Source organism: Moorena producens 3L, assembly GCF_000211815.1.
Lineage (GTDB): Bacteria > Cyanobacteriota > Cyanobacteriia > Cyanobacteriales > Coleofasciculaceae > Moorena > Moorena producens.
Genome location: NZ_GL890925.1, coordinates 1 through 19,246, shown reverse-complemented (window position 1 = coordinate 19,246; position 19,246 = coordinate 1). Strand labels below are relative to the sequence as shown.

Genomic DNA, 19,246 nt, shown 5'->3' with positions numbered 1-19,246 from the left:
CCTTCCTAAAATTAGTAGAAACCTACAATAATGTCTATTACCTGTCTCCGACTCAGGTCATATTAATACTGGCAGTACCAACTACTGCACTAGTTGTGGTGCGGCTCTTGAGTTTGAAGAGACTGTTAGTTCATCAGCCTACCATTTGCCTGCTGGCACACTCCTAAGGCAGAGTCATTATCGGATCGAAAAAGTCCTAGGAGAAGGGGGATTTGGCATTACCTACCAAGGAATTTACCTACCTAACTCGGCCAAGGTTGCCATCAAAGAACTCTGGCCAGAAAAAGCAGCTAGGATGGGTAAAACCATTACTTGGCCCCCTTCTATTGCTCCGATTGACCGACAACGACAACTCCACAAATTTCAGTTAGAAGCCAGTTACTTACAAAAATGCTACCACCCTAATATTGCTCAGGTTTATGATTGGTTTGAGGAGAATAATACTGCCTATTTAGTCATGGAGTTTATCTCTGGAAAGTCCTTATCCAAAATCTTACAAGAAGAAGGTGTTCTTTCGGAAGAAAAGCTCAAGGGCTATTTTATCAAAGTAGCAGAATCCTTAACAGTTGTTCACTCTAATCAACTATTACACAGAGATATTAAACCTGATAATATTCTAATTGATCACCAAGATCGAGCTGTATTGATTGATTTCGGTGCTACTAAAGAATTCATCGCCGGTCAAACCCGTGAAATGAGTGCAACATTGTCACCAGGATACGCTCCTCTTGAGCAATACAGTTACCGAAGTAAGCGTTGGCCAGCTACAGACATCTATGCTCTATGTGCGTCAATGTATGAATTACTCACTGGTGAATTACCAGCTCAAGCTACGGAAAGGGCTGGATCAGAAACGTTAATTCCACCGCGACAGTTAGCTCCTGAGATTACACCCCAAACTGAGCAGGTAATCTTAACTGGAATGAGAATGAAGGTAGAGGAGCGATTTCAAACAGCCGAGGAACTGATTGATGCCCTCAAAGGTAAGTTTGTTTCTCCCAGTCAAAGGAAAGCGTGGGGATTACTTAAGCAAGGAAAGTTAGCAGAGGCGGTTCAAGCTTATCAAAAATGTCTAACTAATCAGCCAAACCATGGTGAAGCTGCGGTTGAACTAGCCCTAGTCCAGATGCATCTCAATGACTCTCAAGCTGAGGTAGCAGCAGAAACAGCGATTCGACTACAACCAAATGATGGCAGGAGCTATGGGGTTTTAGGACTGGTAAATTGTCGTAAATCAAATTGGTCAACAGCGGTAAAACAGTTGCAACAAGCTGCCAAATTAGCTCCCCAAGAGGTTTGGATACAAGCTAATCTAGCTTGGGCATGGGGAAAGCTTGGCAATTGGCAACAGGCAGAATCTGCTGTTTCCAAGGCACTACAAATTGATAGTAACTGTACCTTTGCCCTAGGGTTACAAGCTTGGATTAATGTCAATCAACAGCAATGGAAACGAGCAATTCGTACTGCTACCCAGGCACTGTTCAAGTCAAAACAGGCTCAGTCTAGGGAATCCCAAGAACTACAACAATGGATATATCCCTATTTAATCATTGCTTTGGAAAAGGCAGTTGTTACTAGACAGTCTAGGGATGTGGAGCGCAGGATTATAGAGTTTACCACTCAAGTCCCCGATAGTGCAGTTGCTTGGGGATTGAAAGGTTGGAAGCAAGCTGTGCAAGGGTTGTGGCCTGAGGCTCTGGCCAATTTTGACCAAGCCAGCCAGAAAGCAGACGTTCCTAGCTGGGTATCGCTAAATCAAGGAATCACTCAGGAACACTTGCAGAATTATCAAGGTGCTATCCAAACCTATCAAGCCTACATTCAGAAATTTCCATCTGATGCCTTTGCTTTATTCCGTCTAGGCACTTTACTAGGAAAAGTGGGACAATGGGCACAAGCACGCTCCCATCTGGAAAAAGCCGTGCAGTTAAAACCAGACTATGCTGAGGCTTACCACAACTTAGGTTGGGTTTTACTTAATATCAGAACTGTAGACGGTCAGGTTGAGAATTTTCGTCCCCTGTTGTCCGCCTATCGTCAAGCATCTGAATTTTACATGCAACAGTACCAATCGCAATTAGCTGGTGCAATTAGACAAGCCTTTCAAATAGCTGGGGTTGAGCTTTAGCTGAATTTCTGTAGCTTGAAGAAGAATAGATAGCGTTTATCGCACTTATGATATAGTAGCGTTTATTGCATTTATGAGGTACGTTCTAAACCTCAAAGTACCCCTTATTAAGGGGGATTTAGGGGGATCCCTTTGTACCTCATATGAGGTAAGTTCTAAAGGTCAAAGTACCCCTTATTAAGGGGGATTTAGGGGGATCCCTTTGTACCTCATGGGAGAGAGAATTGCTATATACACTATTCTTTTACTTGGGATACCCCCTAACCCCCCTTAATAAGGGGGGGATCTGATTCATGAGAATTGATATATAAGATTAGATCACTTCTATACACGAGCGTAAAGAGTCTGTATCCATTCCCATTCTTGGGCTAAGCCTTGGGATAGGGATACCTGAGGTTGATAATTTAGCAAGGTTTTGGCCTTGGTAATGTCTGCTGCAGTATGACGTGCGTCTCCTTTCGCTTTTTCGATGTAGTTTTTCTTAATGGGATGTCCAACAATTTGTTCAATGGTGTCGAGAACATCCGCAAGCACCACTCGGCTACCACCACCAATGTTAAAGACTTCCCCAACAGCAGCTGGTGTGCTACCTGCAGCCAGATTCGCGGCAATGATGTCTTTGATAAAGGTGAAGTCTCGGGTTTGCTTTCCGTCACCATATATGCTAATGGCTTCATCCGTGAGAATGGCTTTTAGGAATTTGTGAAATGCCATGTCTGGGCGCTGTCTCGGTCCATATACGGTGAAATAGCGTAAGGCAGTAACGGGTACACCAAAATTATGGTAATACAGCAAACATAGGTGTTCTGCTGCTAGCTTGGTTACCCCATAGGGGGAAACCGGTTGGGGAAGAATTGTTTCAGATGTCGGTAGGGCTTCCGCATTACCATAAACTGAAGAGCTGGAAGCATAGACTAATCGCGTCAGATGTTTGGCATCTTTGGCGGCTTCGAGTAGGATTTGGGTAGCGTTAATATTGCGCTCGGTATAATCCCGAAAACCATCCCCCCAACTAGCCCGAACTCCAGCTTGTGCTGCCTGATGATAAACTACCTCTACATCAGTTAGGAGCGATCCCCAATCCAAGGTCTGAATATCACTTTCGATTAACTCAAAAGCGGGATGCTCTTTAAAATTTTCAATATTCCGGCGCTTGAGGTTGGGATCGTAGTAATCGTTAAATTGATCAATACCAATCACTCGCTCACCTTGATTCAAAAGGGTTTCTACTAGGTGAGAACCGACAAAACCCGCAGCACCCGTAACGATATTAAGAGCCATAAATTTAAGATTTCAAACTATTGGTTAAGCTTTGGGCAGACTAGTTTATTTTTGAATGTATATTAAATATAGTCTGGCACAATATCTGAAATTATGACTAATTTTTTTTTTAGTAAAAATGGATTCAAAACTTTGGTAAGGTCATAGAATAAGATAGAGTATTCAGCACAGAGTGTAGAAAAAAAGTGAAGATTTTGGTAATTGGCAATGGGGGAAGGGAGTACGCCCTGGCCTGGAAACTACTGCAATCTCAAAGTATTCAGCAGGTGATATGTGTTCCTGGTAATGGTGGCACCGCTACACTAACAGGTTGCCAAAATCGTTTATTAAACCTTCAAGATTTTGAAGCAATTGCTGAGTTTGCTCTGGTTAACCATATATCTCTAGTGGTGGTAGGTCCAGAACTCCCACTGTCTTTAGGTATTACAGACTATCTCCAAGGTAAAGATATCCCTGTGTTTGGTCCCACCCAGGAGGGAGCGCAAATTGAGTCGAGTAAGTCTTGGGCAAAGGATTTGATGCAGTCGGCTGGTGTTCCTACCCCAAGTTTTGCTGTGTTTACGGAACCAGAGCCAGCATTGGCTTATGTGAAAGCCCAGGTAGCACCAATTGTGGTCAAAGCCGATGGCTTAGCAGCCGGTAAAGGGGTAACTGTTGCGGCGACGATAGACGAGGCAGAAATGGCTGTGGAGTCACTCTTTCAGAATGGGTTTGAGACGGTAGTGATTGAAGAGTGTGTCACCGGTCAAGAAGTTTCGGTTTTGGCTGTTACGGATGGCTTGACGGTTCGTCCCTTAGTACCAGCTCAAGACCATAAGCGAATTGGGGAAGGGGATACGGGTCCCAATACCGGAGGGATGGGAGCTTATGCTCCTGCACCGATTGTTACCCCAGAGCTAAGCACACGCATTGAGACGGAGATTCTTAATCCTACCCTTGAGGCTTTAAAGGTCAGGGGCATTGATTATCGGGGAGTTCTCTATGCAGGATTGATGATTACTCCAGAAGGAAACCCAACGGTTCTGGAATTTAATTGTCGCTTTGGGGATCCAGAAACTCAAGCTATCCTACCCTTGCTAGAAACTCCCCTAGATCAGGTGCTTCTGGCTTGCACCCAACAGCGACTGGCTGAATTACCAACGATTACCTGGAAACAAGGGGCTGCTGCTTGTGTGATTGCTGCCTCGAAGGGGTATCCGGGAGCTTACGAAAAGGGTAAGGTAATTACTGGTATCCAACAAGCTGAGCAACACGGAGCAATAGTTTGCAGTGCTGGTACTACCTTGAAGCAGGAAGAGCTAGTTACCAGTGGTGGTCGGGTTTTGGGGGTTACCGGAACGGGGAAAACAATAGCGCAAGCTTTATCAGTTGCTTATAGCGCTATGGATTGTATCCACTTTGAAGGGATGTATTACCGTCGGGATATTGGTTATCGGGTTTTGCAGGATGTTTATTGATGCGATCGCATTCGTAAGTTCTTGCTCCCATTGATAGCAGCAACACGAGACCAGCAATACTCCCTCAACGGCTATTACCCATGGTTAACCCATCAAGCCGTAATAACATCACACACTACCCGAAAACCAATGTTGACTTGGATATTGTCTGCCGGGATATAGCTGAAGCGGCAAGCCGAGCGGCATATCCCAGGAATGATATCCCAGGAACCACCGCGCAGAAGCCGGGAATGATGATCATACTCATTGATACTATTTAGCCAAGCACTACCATCAACCGGAGCGCTTAGGTAGTTTGGGTACCAATGGTCAGCACACCACTCCCAAACATTCCCATGCATGTCATACAAACCAAAGGAATTGGCTACACCAAAGCTACCTACACGAGTAGTTTGTTCTCGATATACCCCTTCTGGCTCAGAGCTGTATGTACCGTTGCTATCGTAATTGGCCACATCGGTGGTAATGGTTTCACCGAAGTGGAATGGCGTACTGGTACCAGCCCGACAGGCATATTCCCATTCCGCCTCACTCGGAAGCCGATAGTTTCGTCCAGTCAGCCTAGATAGAATAGCACAAAATTTCATCGCCTCATACCAAGATACCTTTTCCACTGGCAGAGTATCGCCTTTGAACTTAGAGGGCTGGGGGTTTAGGGAAGGGGAGACTTGGAATAAGGTTGCTACAGCCCGCCACTGGGCCTGGGTAACCGTAAACTTTCCCATGAAGAAGGGAGAGACTCTGACCCAATGCTGTGGACTTTCATCGTCGCTATGTCCCTTCTCAGTTTCTGGTGAACCCATGAGGAATCTTCCCCCAGGGATGTACACCATATCTAGCCCTACACCATTGCCTAAGTCTTCTGTGAAATATTGGGCTTGGTGACGGCGGCGCTTTTTAATTTCACCGTATTTATCTAGAGTTACCACATCAAACTCAAAAGATTTTAGGGTCACTCCCTCGACTGGTGAGGGCTCGGAGTTTTGGAATTGGTTAAAAAATCCAACTACAGCTATTCCTAAACTGCCCAACCCCCCCGCTTGACTTGATTGTTGTCTATTAACAACAGTAGAATCTTCTGGTTTCTGGGATGGCCGTGGAGGATTAAGTTCGGAGTTGATTGCTTGTAACTTTTCCCAAAGAACCTGAGTATCTTTAGGACGTTGATAAACTCGCACCATCAAACTATCAATAAAATCCCCTAACTCTGAAGAAATGTGTGGTGCATGGGGTCGCCACATCAAGATATCATTACCAGCATCATACAAATCTGAGGGTTCTTGCCCTGTCAGCAAATAAACAAATGTCCGTCCTAGAGCGTAGAAATCCGATTGGGGTACCGCTTGACCATGGATTTGTTCTAGGGGAGTATACCCAGGGGAAATCATACTGGTAACATTCCCAGCAGATTGTTTGAACATAAAAGTGTCGGTAACTTGGCGCACTGTGCCAAAATCAATTAATACTAGTTGTCCATCTGGACGCAAAATAATATTGGAAGGTTTGATATCGCGATGGAAAAAGTTTTCCTGATGAACTGCTTGGAGAATATCAACGATTTGAAATAACCAATCCAAGGCTAATTTTTCATCAATGGGGCGATTTCCTCGCTTTTCCTGATACTCCTCTAAATTCAGCCCAGAGATTTTTTCCATGACCAAACAGTATAGGGGGGTTTGGTGGTTTCTGGGAAAGAAGGTAAAATTTTCCTCTCCTTTAGGAATACCTGGATGATTGAGCTGAGTGAGAACTCTGGCTTCTTGCTCAAAAAGTTCCACAGCTTTGGGTTCATCGTTAATCAAAATTTTGAGAACCTTGGCAATTCCCTTGTGAGTCACCTCATAGATTCGTCCAAAGCCACCTTCTCCGAGTAATCGGCTGACCCGATACCGTCCCGCCAGCAATAACTCAGAACCGCAGCTTGAGCAGAATAGATCCGTATCAGGGTTACCGGGCTGAGGACACCCAGGATTTATGCACAGGATCATTGGGGTTAAAGATGGGTTGATCTACTTGAAAGTTTAGCTTTAAGTTTGTTAAGTAGAAGTTTTAAGTAGAAATGCGTTCGCGTAGTGTGGTCTACGGCCAATCGCTTTTGGTATAGTCAACGACAATAATAAGCCTAAATATTACAACTTAATCGTTGGTCATTAATAATGCCACGAACAGATAGCTATGGGCAAGATACTTATAGGCAAGTCTACAGACTAGATTTTCCGCAGCTGGATGCCGGGAAAGCAGCACCTGCGGTTCTAACATCCCAGGAAAAGCGCGATCTATCGCGATCTATACAGTGATATCTATAACAGTGCGATCGCACTCCCATCCAATTGCTGATGAACCCTATATATAAAAACAATAGCGATAGAGCTATCCTAGCAATGCTTTAGGTCTAGGATAGACAAGGGGTGATCGGGTGATCGGGAGAAATTAAGCTCTCAAGTATATACTAGACACTGAAGTTCTCAAAAAATCTTCATAAAGAAACTTATACCCACTGATACCAGCGGTATCGATGGTCTCAATGATAACCTTCATGGGAAAATATGAATCCAGGAATTGACCTCCAAAGCAGTTTTATTCAATCGCTGAGTGATCTAGGCATCCCCGCTGGTGCAGCTAAAGCCATTTGGATGCCATTACCCCTATTTCTAATGATTACCGTTGCCACCGTAGGGGTTTTGGTAGTGGTCTGGTTAGAACGAAAAATTTCAGCTGCTGCTCAACAGCGCATTGGTCCAGAATACGCTGGCCCTCTAGGGGTACTCCAGCCTGTAGCAGATGGCATCAAACTCGTCTTCAAAGAAGATGTTATTCCAGCCAAATCTGACTCTTTATTATTCACCCTCGGACCAATCCTGGTTGTACTGCCGGTATTTATCTCCTACCTGATTGTACCGTTTGGACAGAACTTGGTAATTACCAATGTGGGCACAGGCATATTCCTATGGATTGCCCTGTCGAGCATTCAGCCGATTGGTCTGTTAATGTCTGGCTACGCCTCTAATAATAAGTATTCCTTACTCGGAGGCTTAAGAGCTGCAGCTCAGTCTATCAGTTACGAAATTCCTCTAGCATTAGCGGTTCTAGCTGTTGTCATGATGTCCAACAGCCTCAGCACCATTGACATCGTTGATCAGCAATCGGGATACGGCATTCTGGGTTGGAATATCTGGCGTCAACCAGTGGGTTTCCTAATTTTTTGGATTTCGGCCTTGGCAGAATGCGAGCGACTCCCCTTTGACTTACCCGAAGCAGAAGAAGAACTGGTAGCTGGCTATCAGACAGAATACGCTGGGATGAAATTTGGTTTGTTCTATGTCGGTTCCTACGTCAATCTCGTGTTATCTGCCTTGCTCGTAGCAGTGCTCTATCTCGGTGGGTGGGAGTTCCCCATTCCTCTCGATAAGCTTGCGGGCTGGCTAGGTGTGAGTGAAACCAGTTCCTGGTTGCAGGTGATTACTGCTTCTTTAGGGATTACCATGACCCTGCTAAAGGCTTACTTCCTGATCTTTACAGCTATTCTGTTACGCTGGACACTGCCTCGGGTTCGGATTGACCAATTGCTTAACTTAGGCTGGAAGTTTCTACTACCAGTAGCTTTGGTAAATCTTCTATTAACTGCTGCTCTTAAATTGGCATTTCCAATTGCCTTTGGTGGTTAGTTATTAGTTATATCAAGTCCGTTTACTGGCTACTTTTTTATTAAAAGTTAAGAATTAACAAGTAACGAAAAAACGATAGTAATAAGTAGTAAAACGGACAAGATATACTTAAAAAAGTACATAATTTAGGAATCATAAATCAGTACTACAATACTCAGCAAGACCATCAAGAGAGAGACACTAAACTATTATTATGCTAAAGTTCATCAAACAGGTTGGCGACTACGCTAAAGAAACTGTGCAGGCTGCTCGCTACATTGGTCAAGGGATATCGGTGACTTTTGATCACATGCAACGGCGTCCAATTACAGTACAATACCCTTACGAAAAACTAATCCCCTCTGAGCGCTATCGCGGTCGGATTCATTTTGAATTTGATAAGTGTATTTCCTGCGAAGTCTGTGTGCGGGTTTGTCCGATTAACTTGCCAGTGGTAGATTACGAATTTGATAAAGCTACTAAGAAGAAAAATCTCAAGCACTACAGTATAGATTTCGGAGTTTGTATTTTCTGTGCTAACTGCATTGAATACTGCCCCACTAACTGTCTATCAGCGACGGAAGAATATGAAATTTCTACCTACGACCGTCATGAGTTGAACTATGATAATGTAGCCCTGGGACGCCTCCCCTATAAAGTTACCCAAGACCCAATGGTAACTCCTCTAAGGGAATTGGCTTATCTACCGAAAGGGGTTATGGATCCTCATGATTTGCCAGCAGGTTCTCAAAGGGCTGGTATGCGTCCAGAGGAAATTCTCGAGCAAATGCAATCAAAGGAAGAAGACGTTAAGAGTTAGTTGTTAGTCATTGGTCTTTTAAAAGTTGTTCGCGTAGCGTGGCCAAAGGCCAAGGTTGAAGGTTGAAGGTTGAAAATTTAAAGTTGAAGGTTGAAGGTTGAAGGTTAACTAGTGACTGTTGACTGTGACCAATGACTTATCACTAATAACGATTAGCCAAAAATATATCACGAGGAGATAAGCTAAGCATGAATCTAGCGGAAGGGGTTCAGATAATTTCCGTTGCCATACTATCGGTGATCATGATTGGGGCGGCTTTAGGGGTTGTCCTTCTTTCCAACATTGTATACTCAGCGTTTTTACTGGCTGGTGTTTTCATCGGTATTTCTGGATTGTATATTCTGCTAAATGCTGACTTTGTAGCAGCAGCACAGATATTAATCTATGTTGGGGCGGTTAATGTCCTAATTTTATTTGCCATCATGTTGGTGAATAAGCGAGAGGATTTTCAACCAATGACTAAGCGCTGGGTGCGCACTGGATCCACTGCTATAGTCTGTATTGGTTTGTTTGCGCTTCTGAGTACAATGGTTTTGGCAACGCCATGGTCAGTTGAAATTGATCCAGCTATGGTTGTTACTAATACTGCTGTGGAGATTGGTCAGCATTTTTTCAGTGACTTTTTATTGCCGTTTGAGCTAGCTTCTGTACTTTTGTTAATGGCAATGGTAGGGGCAATTATCATAGCTCGTCGGGATTATATTCCTGAGGAATTGGTTTCGAGAGATCAGGAAATTGCTACAGCTTTGACCTTGCCTGAACGTCCTCGGGAGCTTGCGTCTGTAGCAGGAGATTCCACTAAGACAACCGTTTAGTTTTTTGTTGAAGGTTGTTCGCCCTTGGCATGGTGAAGGGTAAGTTGTTCGCGTAGCGTGGCCGAAATGCCAAGGTTTACTGTCACCCCTCAAGGGTCAATAACCAACTAGTAATTACCCATTTAAAAACTAAGCTGATGTTCATTTTTCTTGATGCAGTCGCTCATGGGGGAGACCCCCAAGACCGCGCTGCATCGCTTAAATTGGTTATTACCTGTTACCATAACCGCTGTTAACTGTTCCCTTTGAGCAATTTAGGTATCCCAATCTAAATGCTGAATAGCTTACTATTACCTACCTAAAAAACTATCAGATTTATGGAACTTCAACTCCAATACTTTTTACTACTTGCTGCTGCTTTGTTCTGCATCGGTATTTATGGTCTAGTAACTAGCCGCAATGCCGTGCGAGTGCTGATGTCTATTGAGCTAATGCTGAATGCGGTCAATCTGAATTTAATGGGGTTCTCTAATTTTATGGACTCAGCAGGGATTAAAGGTCAAGTGTTTACTGTTTTTGTAATTACGGTAGCAGCTGCAGAAGCGGCGGTGGGTTTAGCTATTGTGCTGTCGATATATCGTAATCGGGATACGGTGGATATGGAACAATTTAATCTGCTGAAGTGGTAGATTCAACAAAAGCTAAACATAGGGCGTTGCTCACTTGTGGAATGATTTAGGGTAAGTGGTAAGTGGTAAGTGGTAACTGACCCAACTAGACTTGATATTATTCCTTAGATCAGCAACGCCAAAATCTAGCACTCCTCAATCAGCTGACTTATCTAGTTCACAAATCAAGTTTTAGTTAACTTGAGAAAAGTGTGATAATAGACGGGGGTTGAAAACTGACTGCTTAGCAAAAACTCAAAGATTAGTTAATTTTGTAAACTTCCTTTAGAATCTGGTGTGACTATTTCGGTGAACTCATAAAATAAAAATGAATTATGGTACCCCTAAGAGACGAAAACCCAATCACAATCACGCCATATATTACTATCCTTCTGATTGCTATTAATATTTTAGTCTTTATTTATGAACTTAGCTTAAGTAAACCAGAACTCGACACGTTTTTTAGGCTTTATGCTGTGGTACCTAGGGAGTTAACCGCTAGTTTCGAGGGTTTTCCTGTGGGCCAGCCTGTGCCAGAACCCTTGACTCTGATCACATCCCAATTTCTCCATGCTGGCTTTCTTCATGTTGGCTCCAATATGTTATTTTTGTGGATTTTTGGTAACAACATTGAAGAAAAACTTGGGGGGATAAGGTTCTTAATTTTTTATCTCACTTGTGGGGCTTTAGCCGCGTTAGCCCAATGGTTTTTCTCAGCTCTATCTCCTATCCCTGCTTTAGGAGCTAGTGGAGCAATTGCTGGAGTGATGGGTGCCTATATTATCAGGTTTCCTAATGCTAAAATCCTGACTCTAGTGCCCCTATTTATCATATTTTTCGTAGCTAGGATACCAGCTGTATTTTATCTAGGGTTTTGGTTTCTACAGCAAGCGTTTAATGGCATAGCTAGTCTGGGAGCACAGGCTCAAGTGGGAATGGAGGGGGGAGGAATTGCTTACTGGGCTCATGCTGGTGGATTTGTGTTCGGAGCTATCCTTGGTCCAATCTTAGGTTTATTTGATGATTAGTGATTGGTGGGGATGGGGAAGCCTTCAGCAGTCAGCACTCAGCAGTCAGCACTCAGTAGTCAGAACTCAGCAGTCAGCACTCAGCTTTCAATAACATTGATTAAAGAAATTTACCGGTTTTATTCAAAAGCTGTTGTCGTAGCTTGCCCATAATAGCCCATAAGCTGCATGCTGATAGCTAATGGCTGATAGATGATAGATGATAGCTGAATAATTATAGGGAAGCTGTTAATTTTTTTAGCAAAAATGTAAAACCTGTGTTGAACAGGACATATTTTAGAATAGAATGTGAAATCTGGGGGTAAAATACATTACCCCTGTCTTGGATTCCAGGTAAGAAGCCTTTTCTAAATGAGCGCGAGAACACTGTTTGACAAAGTTTGGGATTTACATAGTGTTGGCACGTTGCCTTCGGGTCAGACTCAACTATTTATTGGTTTACACTTAATTCATGAAGTTACTAGTCCCCAAGCCTTTGCGATGCTGCGGGAACGGGGATTGAAAGTGCTGTTTCCGGAACGAACTGTGGCAACGGTAGACCATATTGTTCCGACGGAAAACCAAGGTCGTCCGTTTGCTGATGTCTTGGCAGAGGAGATGATGCAAGCGTTGGAAAACAGTAGTAAGGAGTTTGGGATTCGATTTTATAATATCGGCTCTGGGAATCAGGGCATTGTCCATGTGATTGCTCCGGAACAAGGGTTGACTCAGCCAGGCATGACGGTGGCTTGCGGGGATTCCCATACTTCGACTCATGGTGCGTTTGGTGCGATCGCATTTGGAATTGGTACCTCTCAAGTCCGTGATGTCTTAGCTTCCCAAACCTTGGCATTGTCTAAGCTTAAGGTTCGCAAAATAGAGGTGAATGGTAGTTTACCCCCAGGGGTTTACCCGAAAGATGTGATCTTACACATCATCCGTAAATTAGGGGTCAAAGGTGGCGTTGGCTATGCCTATGAATATGCTGGTACTACTTTTGAACAGATGTCCATGGAAGGACGGATGACTGTGTGTAATATGTCCATCGAGGGGGGGGCTCGGTGCGGCTATGTTAACCCGGATCAGGTAACCTTTGACTATCTTAAGGGGAAAGATTTTGCTCCCAAGGGCGCAGATTGGGATCAGGCGGTGGCTTGGTGGAACAGTATCCGGTCCGATGATGATGCCGTGTATGATGATGTGGTTAGGTTTGAGGCGGCAGACATTGCGCCTACAGTGACCTGGGGGATTACACCAGGTCAAGGAATTGCGGTTAATGAAACCATTCCGATACCGGAGAGTTTGCCAGAAACGGAAAGAGCGATCGCACAACAAGCCTATGAGTACATGCAGCTAACTCCAGGCACAGAAATTCAAGGCACAAAGGTGGATGTGTGTTTTATCGGTAGCTGCACCAATGGTAGACTGACTGACCTGCGAGAAGCCGCTAAATTTGCTCAAGGTCATCATGTGGCTGAGGGAGTCAAAGCCTTTGTGGTTCCAGGTTCGGAACGGGTTAAGCAAGAAGCAGAAGCAGAAGGACTCGATCAAGTCTTTGTGGAGGCTGGGTTTGAGTGGCGAGAGCCTGGATGCTCGATGTGTTTGGCAATGAATCCGGACAAACTCCAAGGGAGTCAGATTAGTGCTTCGTCTTCTAACCGCAATTTTAAAGGTCGCCAGGGGTCTTCCACGGGACGGACGTTGTTGATGAGTCCAGCTATGGTTGTAGCCGCAGCCGTTAAAGGGGCAGTGGCTGATGTTCGGGAGTTGATGGTATAGGAGCAGGTCTGATGAGTAGTGAAGTAAAGATGATTACCGGAACAGGAATTCCTGTAGTAGGGAATGATATCGACACCGACCGGATTATCCCAGCTCGATTTTTGCGCTGTGTGACCTTTGATGGTCTCGGACAACAGGTTTTTGTTGATGACCGCGCTCAAGCTAACGGACAACATCCCTTTGACCAACCCCACTATCAAGGTGCAACGGTTTTAGTAGTAAATGGTAACTTTGGCTGTGGGTCTTCACGGGAACATGCCCCTCAAGCGATATCTAAATGGGGGATTCAAGGAATTGTCGGAGAGAGTTTTGCCGAAATCTTTTTTGGTAACTGCTTGGCGATAGGGCTTCCCTGTGTGACCGCTGACTCGGAAACCGTCAAGCAATTACAAACAAGCCTCCATGAGAATCCTGAAATCCCGATGACCTTGGATTTGGAAGAGATGCAAGTCTATTGTGGTGAGTTGCAGGCTTCTGTGTTTATGGAGGATGGACCAAGAAACATGCTGTTGACTGGGACTTGGGATACTTGTGGACAACTGGTTGCTCAAGTAGAAGCGATTCGATCCACAGCGGCTAGGTTGCCTTATATGGATTGGGGAGTTGTTTCTTAGTAGCTGATTAACTAGGATCTGCTTAACTAGACATAACTTGACCGAAGACCCTGAGGGCGCAAGCCCCTGGATTCTATCCCGGAGACGAAACCTTAGGAGAGTGGAGCCTTTATGGTTGGCAGGCTATGCATAAAAAGGTTAAAACTTATTGATTAGCGATGCAGCGCGGTCTTGGGGGTTTCCCCCATGAGCGACTGCATCAAGACAAGGCTCCACTCTCCTTACGGTAACTTCAAACCATGGGGTTAGCCCGAACGGTAATTTATTCCCTAACTGTTCGGGAACTTTTACTTCAATAGTTCGACTATAATAGTAAGTAAAGAAACTACAGCAAAGGAGGTGATAGTAAAGTGCTGGGAATGGAGTTCAAGGCTGTCTTAAAAGAGAGTCAGAAAGTAGCAATAAATGAAGCTATTAGAACAGCTCGCTTTGTCAGAAACAAGGTGCTCCGATTCTGGATGGATAATCGTGGAATTGGAAAGAAAGAACTCTATCGATACAACACTCAATTAAGGGATGAATTTGAATTTGTCAAACATCTTAACAGCCATGCTTGTCAAGCATCTGTTGAAAACGTAGAACGTGCTATTAAACGCTTCTTTGATAACTGTAAAAAGAAAGTCCCGGGGAAGAAAGGGTATCCAAAATTTAAGAAGCATTCTAGGTCAGTCGAGTATAAGCAATCTGGATGGAAGTTATCCCCAGATAGTAAGTCGATAAAATTCACGGACAAAAAGGGGATTGGGCAAGTAAAGCTCAAGGGTACCTGGGACTTATGGCGATTCGACCCTAAGCTCATAAAGCGGGTTCGCATAGTCCAAAGAGCTGATGGCTACTACATTCAATTTTGCGTGAAAGTTGATACTTCAGAACAATTACAAGCCACTGGCTGTAATGTCGGCCTAGATGTTGGCTTAAAAGAGTTTTATACGGACTCAGATGGATATGCAGAACCCAATCCTAGATTTTACCGAAAAGGCGAGAAACGATTAAAGTTCTATCAGCGTCGGGTTTCTCGAAAAAAGAAAGGCTCTGCTAACCGAAAGAAAGCCATTAATAGACTAGGCAGGACACACCTCAAAATAAGTAGGCAACGTGAAGAACATGCCAAGAGACTGGTTAGAAGTTACCGTAAGATAGTGGAGCCTTATTACAAAAGATTTAACCCTTTTATGCAAAGCCGAACACCCATAAAGGCTCCACTATCTAAGGTTTCGTCTCCGGCAAGTTGCGTAATCAGGTCTAACGACCTGGTCGCTTACGAAAATTTGAGGGTTAAAAACTTAGTTAAAAATCACTGTCTCGCCAAGTCTATTAATGATGCAGGTTGGTACCAGTTTAGGGAATGGTTGGAGTATTTTGGTCAAAAGTTTGGTCGGATAACTGTCGCAGTTAATCCTGCTTATACAAGCCAGAATTGTTCCAATTGTGGTGAGGTGGTCAAGAAGTCATTATCAACTCGAACCCATGTCTGTAAGTGTGGGTGTCGGCTAGATCGCGACCACAATGCCGCCAAAAACATCCTAACTAGAGCCTTGAGTACCGTGGGGCACACGGGAACTTTAATTAACGCTTGGGGAGAATTGGCCTCTACTCTTCCTGATTCCGGTCTGGTTGAGCAAGTCAGCTCGTTGAACCAAGAATCCCCTAGCTTCTAGCTATGGGGAGTGTCAAAAATGCTGAACAGGAAAATAATTTTGTGGAGCCTAAAGTTGCCAGTGAAATAGTTAACACTGACCAGTGAATAAATATGGGTTAACAGATCAAAAGTGGTTCTCCCTTCGCATTCGGTTTAGGGTAGGTTTGTAGGTTTAAGAATGAAAAAAAGCTTGAGGCTAGCTGCGGTTTTTTATATACTCACGTGTTGTGTGGCTTCTGGTTTAGTATCTCAAGCTACTGTTGAGTCAGAATCTGGTCAACTAGGCCATAAACGATTAATTACTAGCAAATTAATTACTAGCACTATATCCGAATCATTAAAGGATAGGGCTGAGTCACTGATGATAGCCCAATTTCCCCTACCAGAAATTAGTGACCCAGCAGATAAAAAGCGTTTCGAGCAGGTGATGGAGTATGCGATCGCAAACCACTTGTCTGAGCGGACGCTCCCAGAGATCATGCAAGCGATCGCACAGCAATTTTTGGGCGCAAGCTATAAAGCTCACTTATTAGACCAAGCCAGTCAAGAAACTTTAGTTATCACCCTCAATGAATTTGACTGCGTCCTTTTTGTGGAAACCATTCTAGCCCTAGCGCGAGGGATAACCGTAAAGGATTATTCTCAGCAGACCTTTGTCAATCACCTTCGTGACCAGCGTTATGGGGATGGTAATCTAAATGGCTATTGCAGCCGATTACACTATTTCTCTCAATGGATTGATGACAATCAGAGAAGGGGCACAGTTAAAAACATAGCGCTAGATTTAGGAGGAGTATCCCGCCAGAAAACCCTCAACTACATGAGTAAACACAGGGGTAAGTACCCATCTTTAGTAAGTGATGAGTCAAATTACCAGTGTATAGTAGCCATGGAAGCTAATCTGAAGCAGACAACTGTTAATTTCATTCCCCATGATCAGATTAGGAAAGCCTACAATCAACTGCAACCAGGGGATATTATTGGCATTGCTACTACTATTCCTGGTCTAGATGTCACCCACACTGGCTTAGTGTATCGTACTGCTGATGGGAATATCGGTTTTATTCATGCATCACCTGCCGGTAGAGTCACCATTGCCCGTGATTTACAACGGTATGCCAGACATGTTAGACATTCCCTTGGGATTGTAGTCGCTCGACCCGTTGATCCAGCAATTCCAAGCACTAGCAATATCCTCCAGTGACAGGGGTCAAGAGTGCCAGGACTTACCTAGTAAATCTAGATGTGGTGTGAGTTAATAAAGCACCCTACTACCTATAGGTTTCGATGCCCATTTTTGCGTAAGTCCTGGCGAATACACTCTCAGTCGTGATTACTGGTAGGAATGCCTTGCTGCTACCGATTGGGTCAAGCTCTTTGTGTTCTAGATTCAAGCTATGGTCTGTTTATTGAGCGGGAACCCTAACATCTCTCGTTGTTGCAAATAGAGTTGAGCCACTCGCCTTGCTAGATTGCGAATTCTACCGATATAACGAGTTCGCTCAGTCACTGAAATCACACCCCTAGCGTCCAGTAAGTTGAAAGTGTGAGAACACTTCAGAACGTAGTCTAGTGTAGGCATAACAAGTCCTCGCTGGGTTAGTTGTTCTGCCTCTTGCTCGTAAAGACCAAATAGCGTGAACAGTAAATCTGGGTTAGAGGATTCAAAATTATAAGTACATTGTTCAACTTCTCCCTGAAGGTGAACATCTCCATAGCTAATTTGGTCATTCCACTGGATTTTAGTAAAAGCCTCTACTTCCTGGAGATACATAGCTAATCGTTCCAAACCATAGGTGATCTCAATGGGTACAGGACGACAATCAATGCCACCACACTGTTGGAAGTAGGTAAATTGAGTAATTTCCATGCCATCTAACCAGACTTCCCAGCCAACTCCCCAAGCCCCTAGGGTAGGAGATTCCCAATTGTCTTCAACAAAGCGAATGTCATGGTCTTCAGGGCAAATACCTAAAGCTTTGAGGGAATCTAGGTAAATATCTTGAATATTATTCAGTGACGGCTTGATCAGTACTTGGTATTGGTAGTAGTGCTGGTAGCGATTCGGGTTTTCGCCGTAGCGTCCATCGGTAGGTCTTCGGCATGGTTCAACATAAGCAACTGACCAGGGTTCTGGACCAATAGCTCTCAAGAATGTATGAGGACTCATCGTCCCTGCTCCTTTCTCGGTATCGTAGGACTGGGCAATCAAGCAACCATGTTTTGCCCAGAATTGATTCAATGTTGCAATCACTGATTGAAAATTCACTGACACCTCCAGTGTTTGGTAACGGTAACTTATGGCCAAGACATTTCTTGATGCAAAGGGCGAGTGGGGAGGGGCTGTGTGGGTCACGCCGTGATTCTCCTTTCTCCTTTGGAGACGCTGCACGAACAGAGACACTAAGTAAACGCACCTTGTAAGCCCCGTGGAAACCAGGCCAGTTGCTAATGGGTTAAACCCTGTAATAAAGCCATTTTCTCCCCAAGACCACCCTGCATACCTATTTATTCTGGCGCAAATGCCTTGTCAGAGCTAGGTTAGTAAGTTGTTCAACAATGGATTTCATGGTGCCAGTGCAAAGGGCTCTTCACTAATCTTGCCTCTGATGAATCCTGGACAATTACCGTAAATCCAGGTGAATTTCCCATTTCACTCGCGAGCATCGCAGCAGTCCCAATCCGCACTTACAGGCAGGATCGACAGACACGCCCGTCACCAGGTATGTATCTAAGATATACAAGAATTCCCAAAATAATGCTGCCGACTCCCGACTCCCGAACCAAATCTAAAGAAGCTACCCCTGTGACCTGAGAGCTTCCCCCTCTTCCCCTGGTCAGACCTCCGAAATGGATTCAAAAAAAAATTTAAAAATTCTAAAACCCTTGCCATACCTATGCTTCAAGGATTTATCAAGAAAAAAGTTTCGGTTTTAGGTTGACAAACGCTTTTTTACCCTGTAAATTAGTAAATGGCGATGAGGAAAGCCAAGCGCACCGCACCGCCCCGAACCAAGAAAAATCTATAGTTTGAGAGCCAATATACGGTCGCTACTCGTCAAGAAATTTTCAGGTTAATCTGACCTAATTATAGGACAGATTGGCCAAAACTAAAACCTAAAATTCCGAACTGGTTCGAAGTTAACAGTTATTATTACTGTTTACTAAGAGTCAGGGAAAGAAAAAAAACAACTTGAGTACCATGGAGAGTTTGATCCTGGCTCAGGATGAACGCTGGCGGTATGCTTAACACATGCAAGTCGAACGCCCCTTCGGGGGAGTGGCGGACGGGTGAGTAACGCGTGAGAATCTGCCTTCGGGTCGGGGACAACCACCGGAAACAGTGGCTAATACCGGATATGCCTATTGGTGAAAGATTTATTGCCAGAAGAGGAGCTCGCGTCTGATTAGCTAGTTGGTAGGGTAAAGGCCTACCAAGGCAACGATCAGTAGC

14 protein-coding genes and 1 rRNA gene are annotated in these 19,246 nt (G+C 44.3%); 12 read left to right on the top strand and 3 right to left on the bottom strand.

The window, feature by feature from the left end; all coding sequences use genetic code 11:
• Positions 1-145: 145 nt before the first annotated feature.
• Positions 146-2,128 (top strand): serine/threonine-protein kinase, encoded by a 1,983-nt coding sequence (locus LYNGBM3L_RS15490; RefSeq protein WP_008185041.1) that lies wholly within the window; start codon positions 146-148, stop codon positions 2,126-2,128.
• A 324-nt stretch (positions 2,129-2,452) separates the two neighbouring features.
• Here the strand turns inward: LYNGBM3L_RS15490 and LYNGBM3L_RS15485 are convergent, their stop codons facing one another.
• Complete coding sequence (locus tag LYNGBM3L_RS15485; protein ID WP_008185038.1) at positions 2,453-3,409, bottom strand: NAD-dependent epimerase/dehydratase family protein; 957 nt, start codon at positions 3,407-3,409, stop codon at positions 2,453-2,455.
• Positions 3,410-3,594: 185 nt separating this feature from the next.
• Between LYNGBM3L_RS15485 and purD the strand changes: the two genes are divergently transcribed.
• Positions 3,595-4,866 (top strand): phosphoribosylamine--glycine ligase, encoded by a 1,272-nt coding sequence (gene purD / locus LYNGBM3L_RS15480; protein ID WP_008185036.1) that lies wholly within the window; start codon positions 3,595-3,597, stop codon positions 4,864-4,866.
• A 92-nt stretch (positions 4,867-4,958) separates the two neighbouring features.
• Here purD and LYNGBM3L_RS15475 read toward each other — a convergent pair whose 3' ends face one another.
• Entirely contained in the window at positions 4,959-6,854 is a 1,896-nt protein-coding gene (locus tag LYNGBM3L_RS15475; protein ID WP_008185033.1) for a bifunctional serine/threonine-protein kinase/formylglycine-generating enzyme family protein, read from the bottom strand.
• A gap of 558 nt (positions 6,855-7,412) precedes the next feature.
• Between LYNGBM3L_RS15475 and nuoH the strand changes: the two genes are divergently transcribed.
• The 9 genes from nuoH to LYNGBM3L_RS15430 all read left to right on the top strand — a co-directional run bounded on the left by nuoH (position 7,413) and on the right by LYNGBM3L_RS15430 (position 16,996).
• Positions 7,413-8,531 (top strand): NADH-quinone oxidoreductase subunit NuoH, encoded by a 1,119-nt coding sequence (gene nuoH, locus LYNGBM3L_RS15470; protein ID WP_008185031.1) that lies wholly within the window; start codon positions 7,413-7,415, stop codon positions 8,529-8,531.
• Between the two features lie 193 nt (positions 8,532-8,724).
• The gene (gene ndhI, locus LYNGBM3L_RS15465) at positions 8,725-9,330 is read left to right on the top strand and encodes an NAD(P)H-quinone oxidoreductase subunit I (RefSeq protein ID WP_008185029.1); all 606 of its coding nucleotides are present in this window, start codon (positions 8,725-8,727) and stop codon (positions 9,328-9,330) included.
• A 188-nt stretch (positions 9,331-9,518) separates the two neighbouring features.
• Positions 9,519-10,145 (top strand): NADH-quinone oxidoreductase subunit J, encoded by a 627-nt coding sequence (locus LYNGBM3L_RS15460; protein ID WP_008185027.1) that lies wholly within the window; start codon positions 9,519-9,521, stop codon positions 10,143-10,145.
• 317 nt (positions 10,146-10,462) lie between these two features.
• A complete protein-coding gene (gene nuoK, locus LYNGBM3L_RS15455) occupies positions 10,463-10,774 on the top strand; it encodes an NADH-quinone oxidoreductase subunit NuoK (protein WP_008185025.1) in 312 nt (103 codons plus the stop codon).
• 314 nt (positions 10,775-11,088) lie between these two features.
• Positions 11,089-11,781: a rhomboid family intramembrane serine protease gene (locus LYNGBM3L_RS15450; RefSeq protein ID WP_008185023.1), complete on the top strand. Its 693-nt coding sequence runs from the start codon at positions 11,089-11,091 to the stop codon at positions 11,779-11,781.
• A 351-nt stretch (positions 11,782-12,132) separates the two neighbouring features.
• The gene (gene leuC, locus LYNGBM3L_RS15445) at positions 12,133-13,539 is read left to right on the top strand and encodes a 3-isopropylmalate dehydratase large subunit (protein ID WP_008185021.1); all 1,407 of its coding nucleotides are present in this window, start codon (positions 12,133-12,135) and stop codon (positions 13,537-13,539) included.
• A gap of 11 nt (positions 13,540-13,550) precedes the next feature.
• A complete protein-coding gene (gene leuD, locus LYNGBM3L_RS15440; RefSeq protein ID WP_008185019.1) occupies positions 13,551-14,153 on the top strand; it encodes a 3-isopropylmalate dehydratase small subunit in 603 nt (200 codons plus the stop codon).
• Between the two features lie 359 nt (positions 14,154-14,512).
• Positions 14,513-15,811, top strand: coding sequence for an RNA-guided endonuclease InsQ/TnpB family protein (locus LYNGBM3L_RS15435; protein ID WP_008185017.1), 1,299 nt, complete (start codon positions 14,513-14,515; stop codon positions 15,809-15,811).
• 159 nt (positions 15,812-15,970) lie between these two features.
• Positions 15,971-16,996 carry an N-acetylmuramoyl-L-alanine amidase-like domain-containing protein gene (locus LYNGBM3L_RS15430; RefSeq protein WP_008185013.1) on the top strand — a complete coding sequence of 342 codons (1,026 nt, stop codon included), beginning with the start codon at positions 15,971-15,973 and terminating at the stop codon, positions 16,994-16,996.
• A gap of 186 nt (positions 16,997-17,182) precedes the next feature.
• On the opposite strand, the gene glyQ is transcribed toward LYNGBM3L_RS15430, so the two are convergent.
• Positions 17,183-18,061: a glycine--tRNA ligase subunit alpha gene (gene glyQ, locus LYNGBM3L_RS15425; RefSeq protein ID WP_008185010.1), complete on the bottom strand. Its 879-nt coding sequence runs from the start codon at positions 18,059-18,061 to the stop codon at positions 17,183-17,185.
• Between the two features lie 930 nt (positions 18,062-18,991).
• Here glyQ and LYNGBM3L_RS15420 point away from each other — a divergent pair.
• A 16S ribosomal RNA gene (locus LYNGBM3L_RS15420) occupies positions 18,992-19,246 on the top strand; the annotation flags it as partial.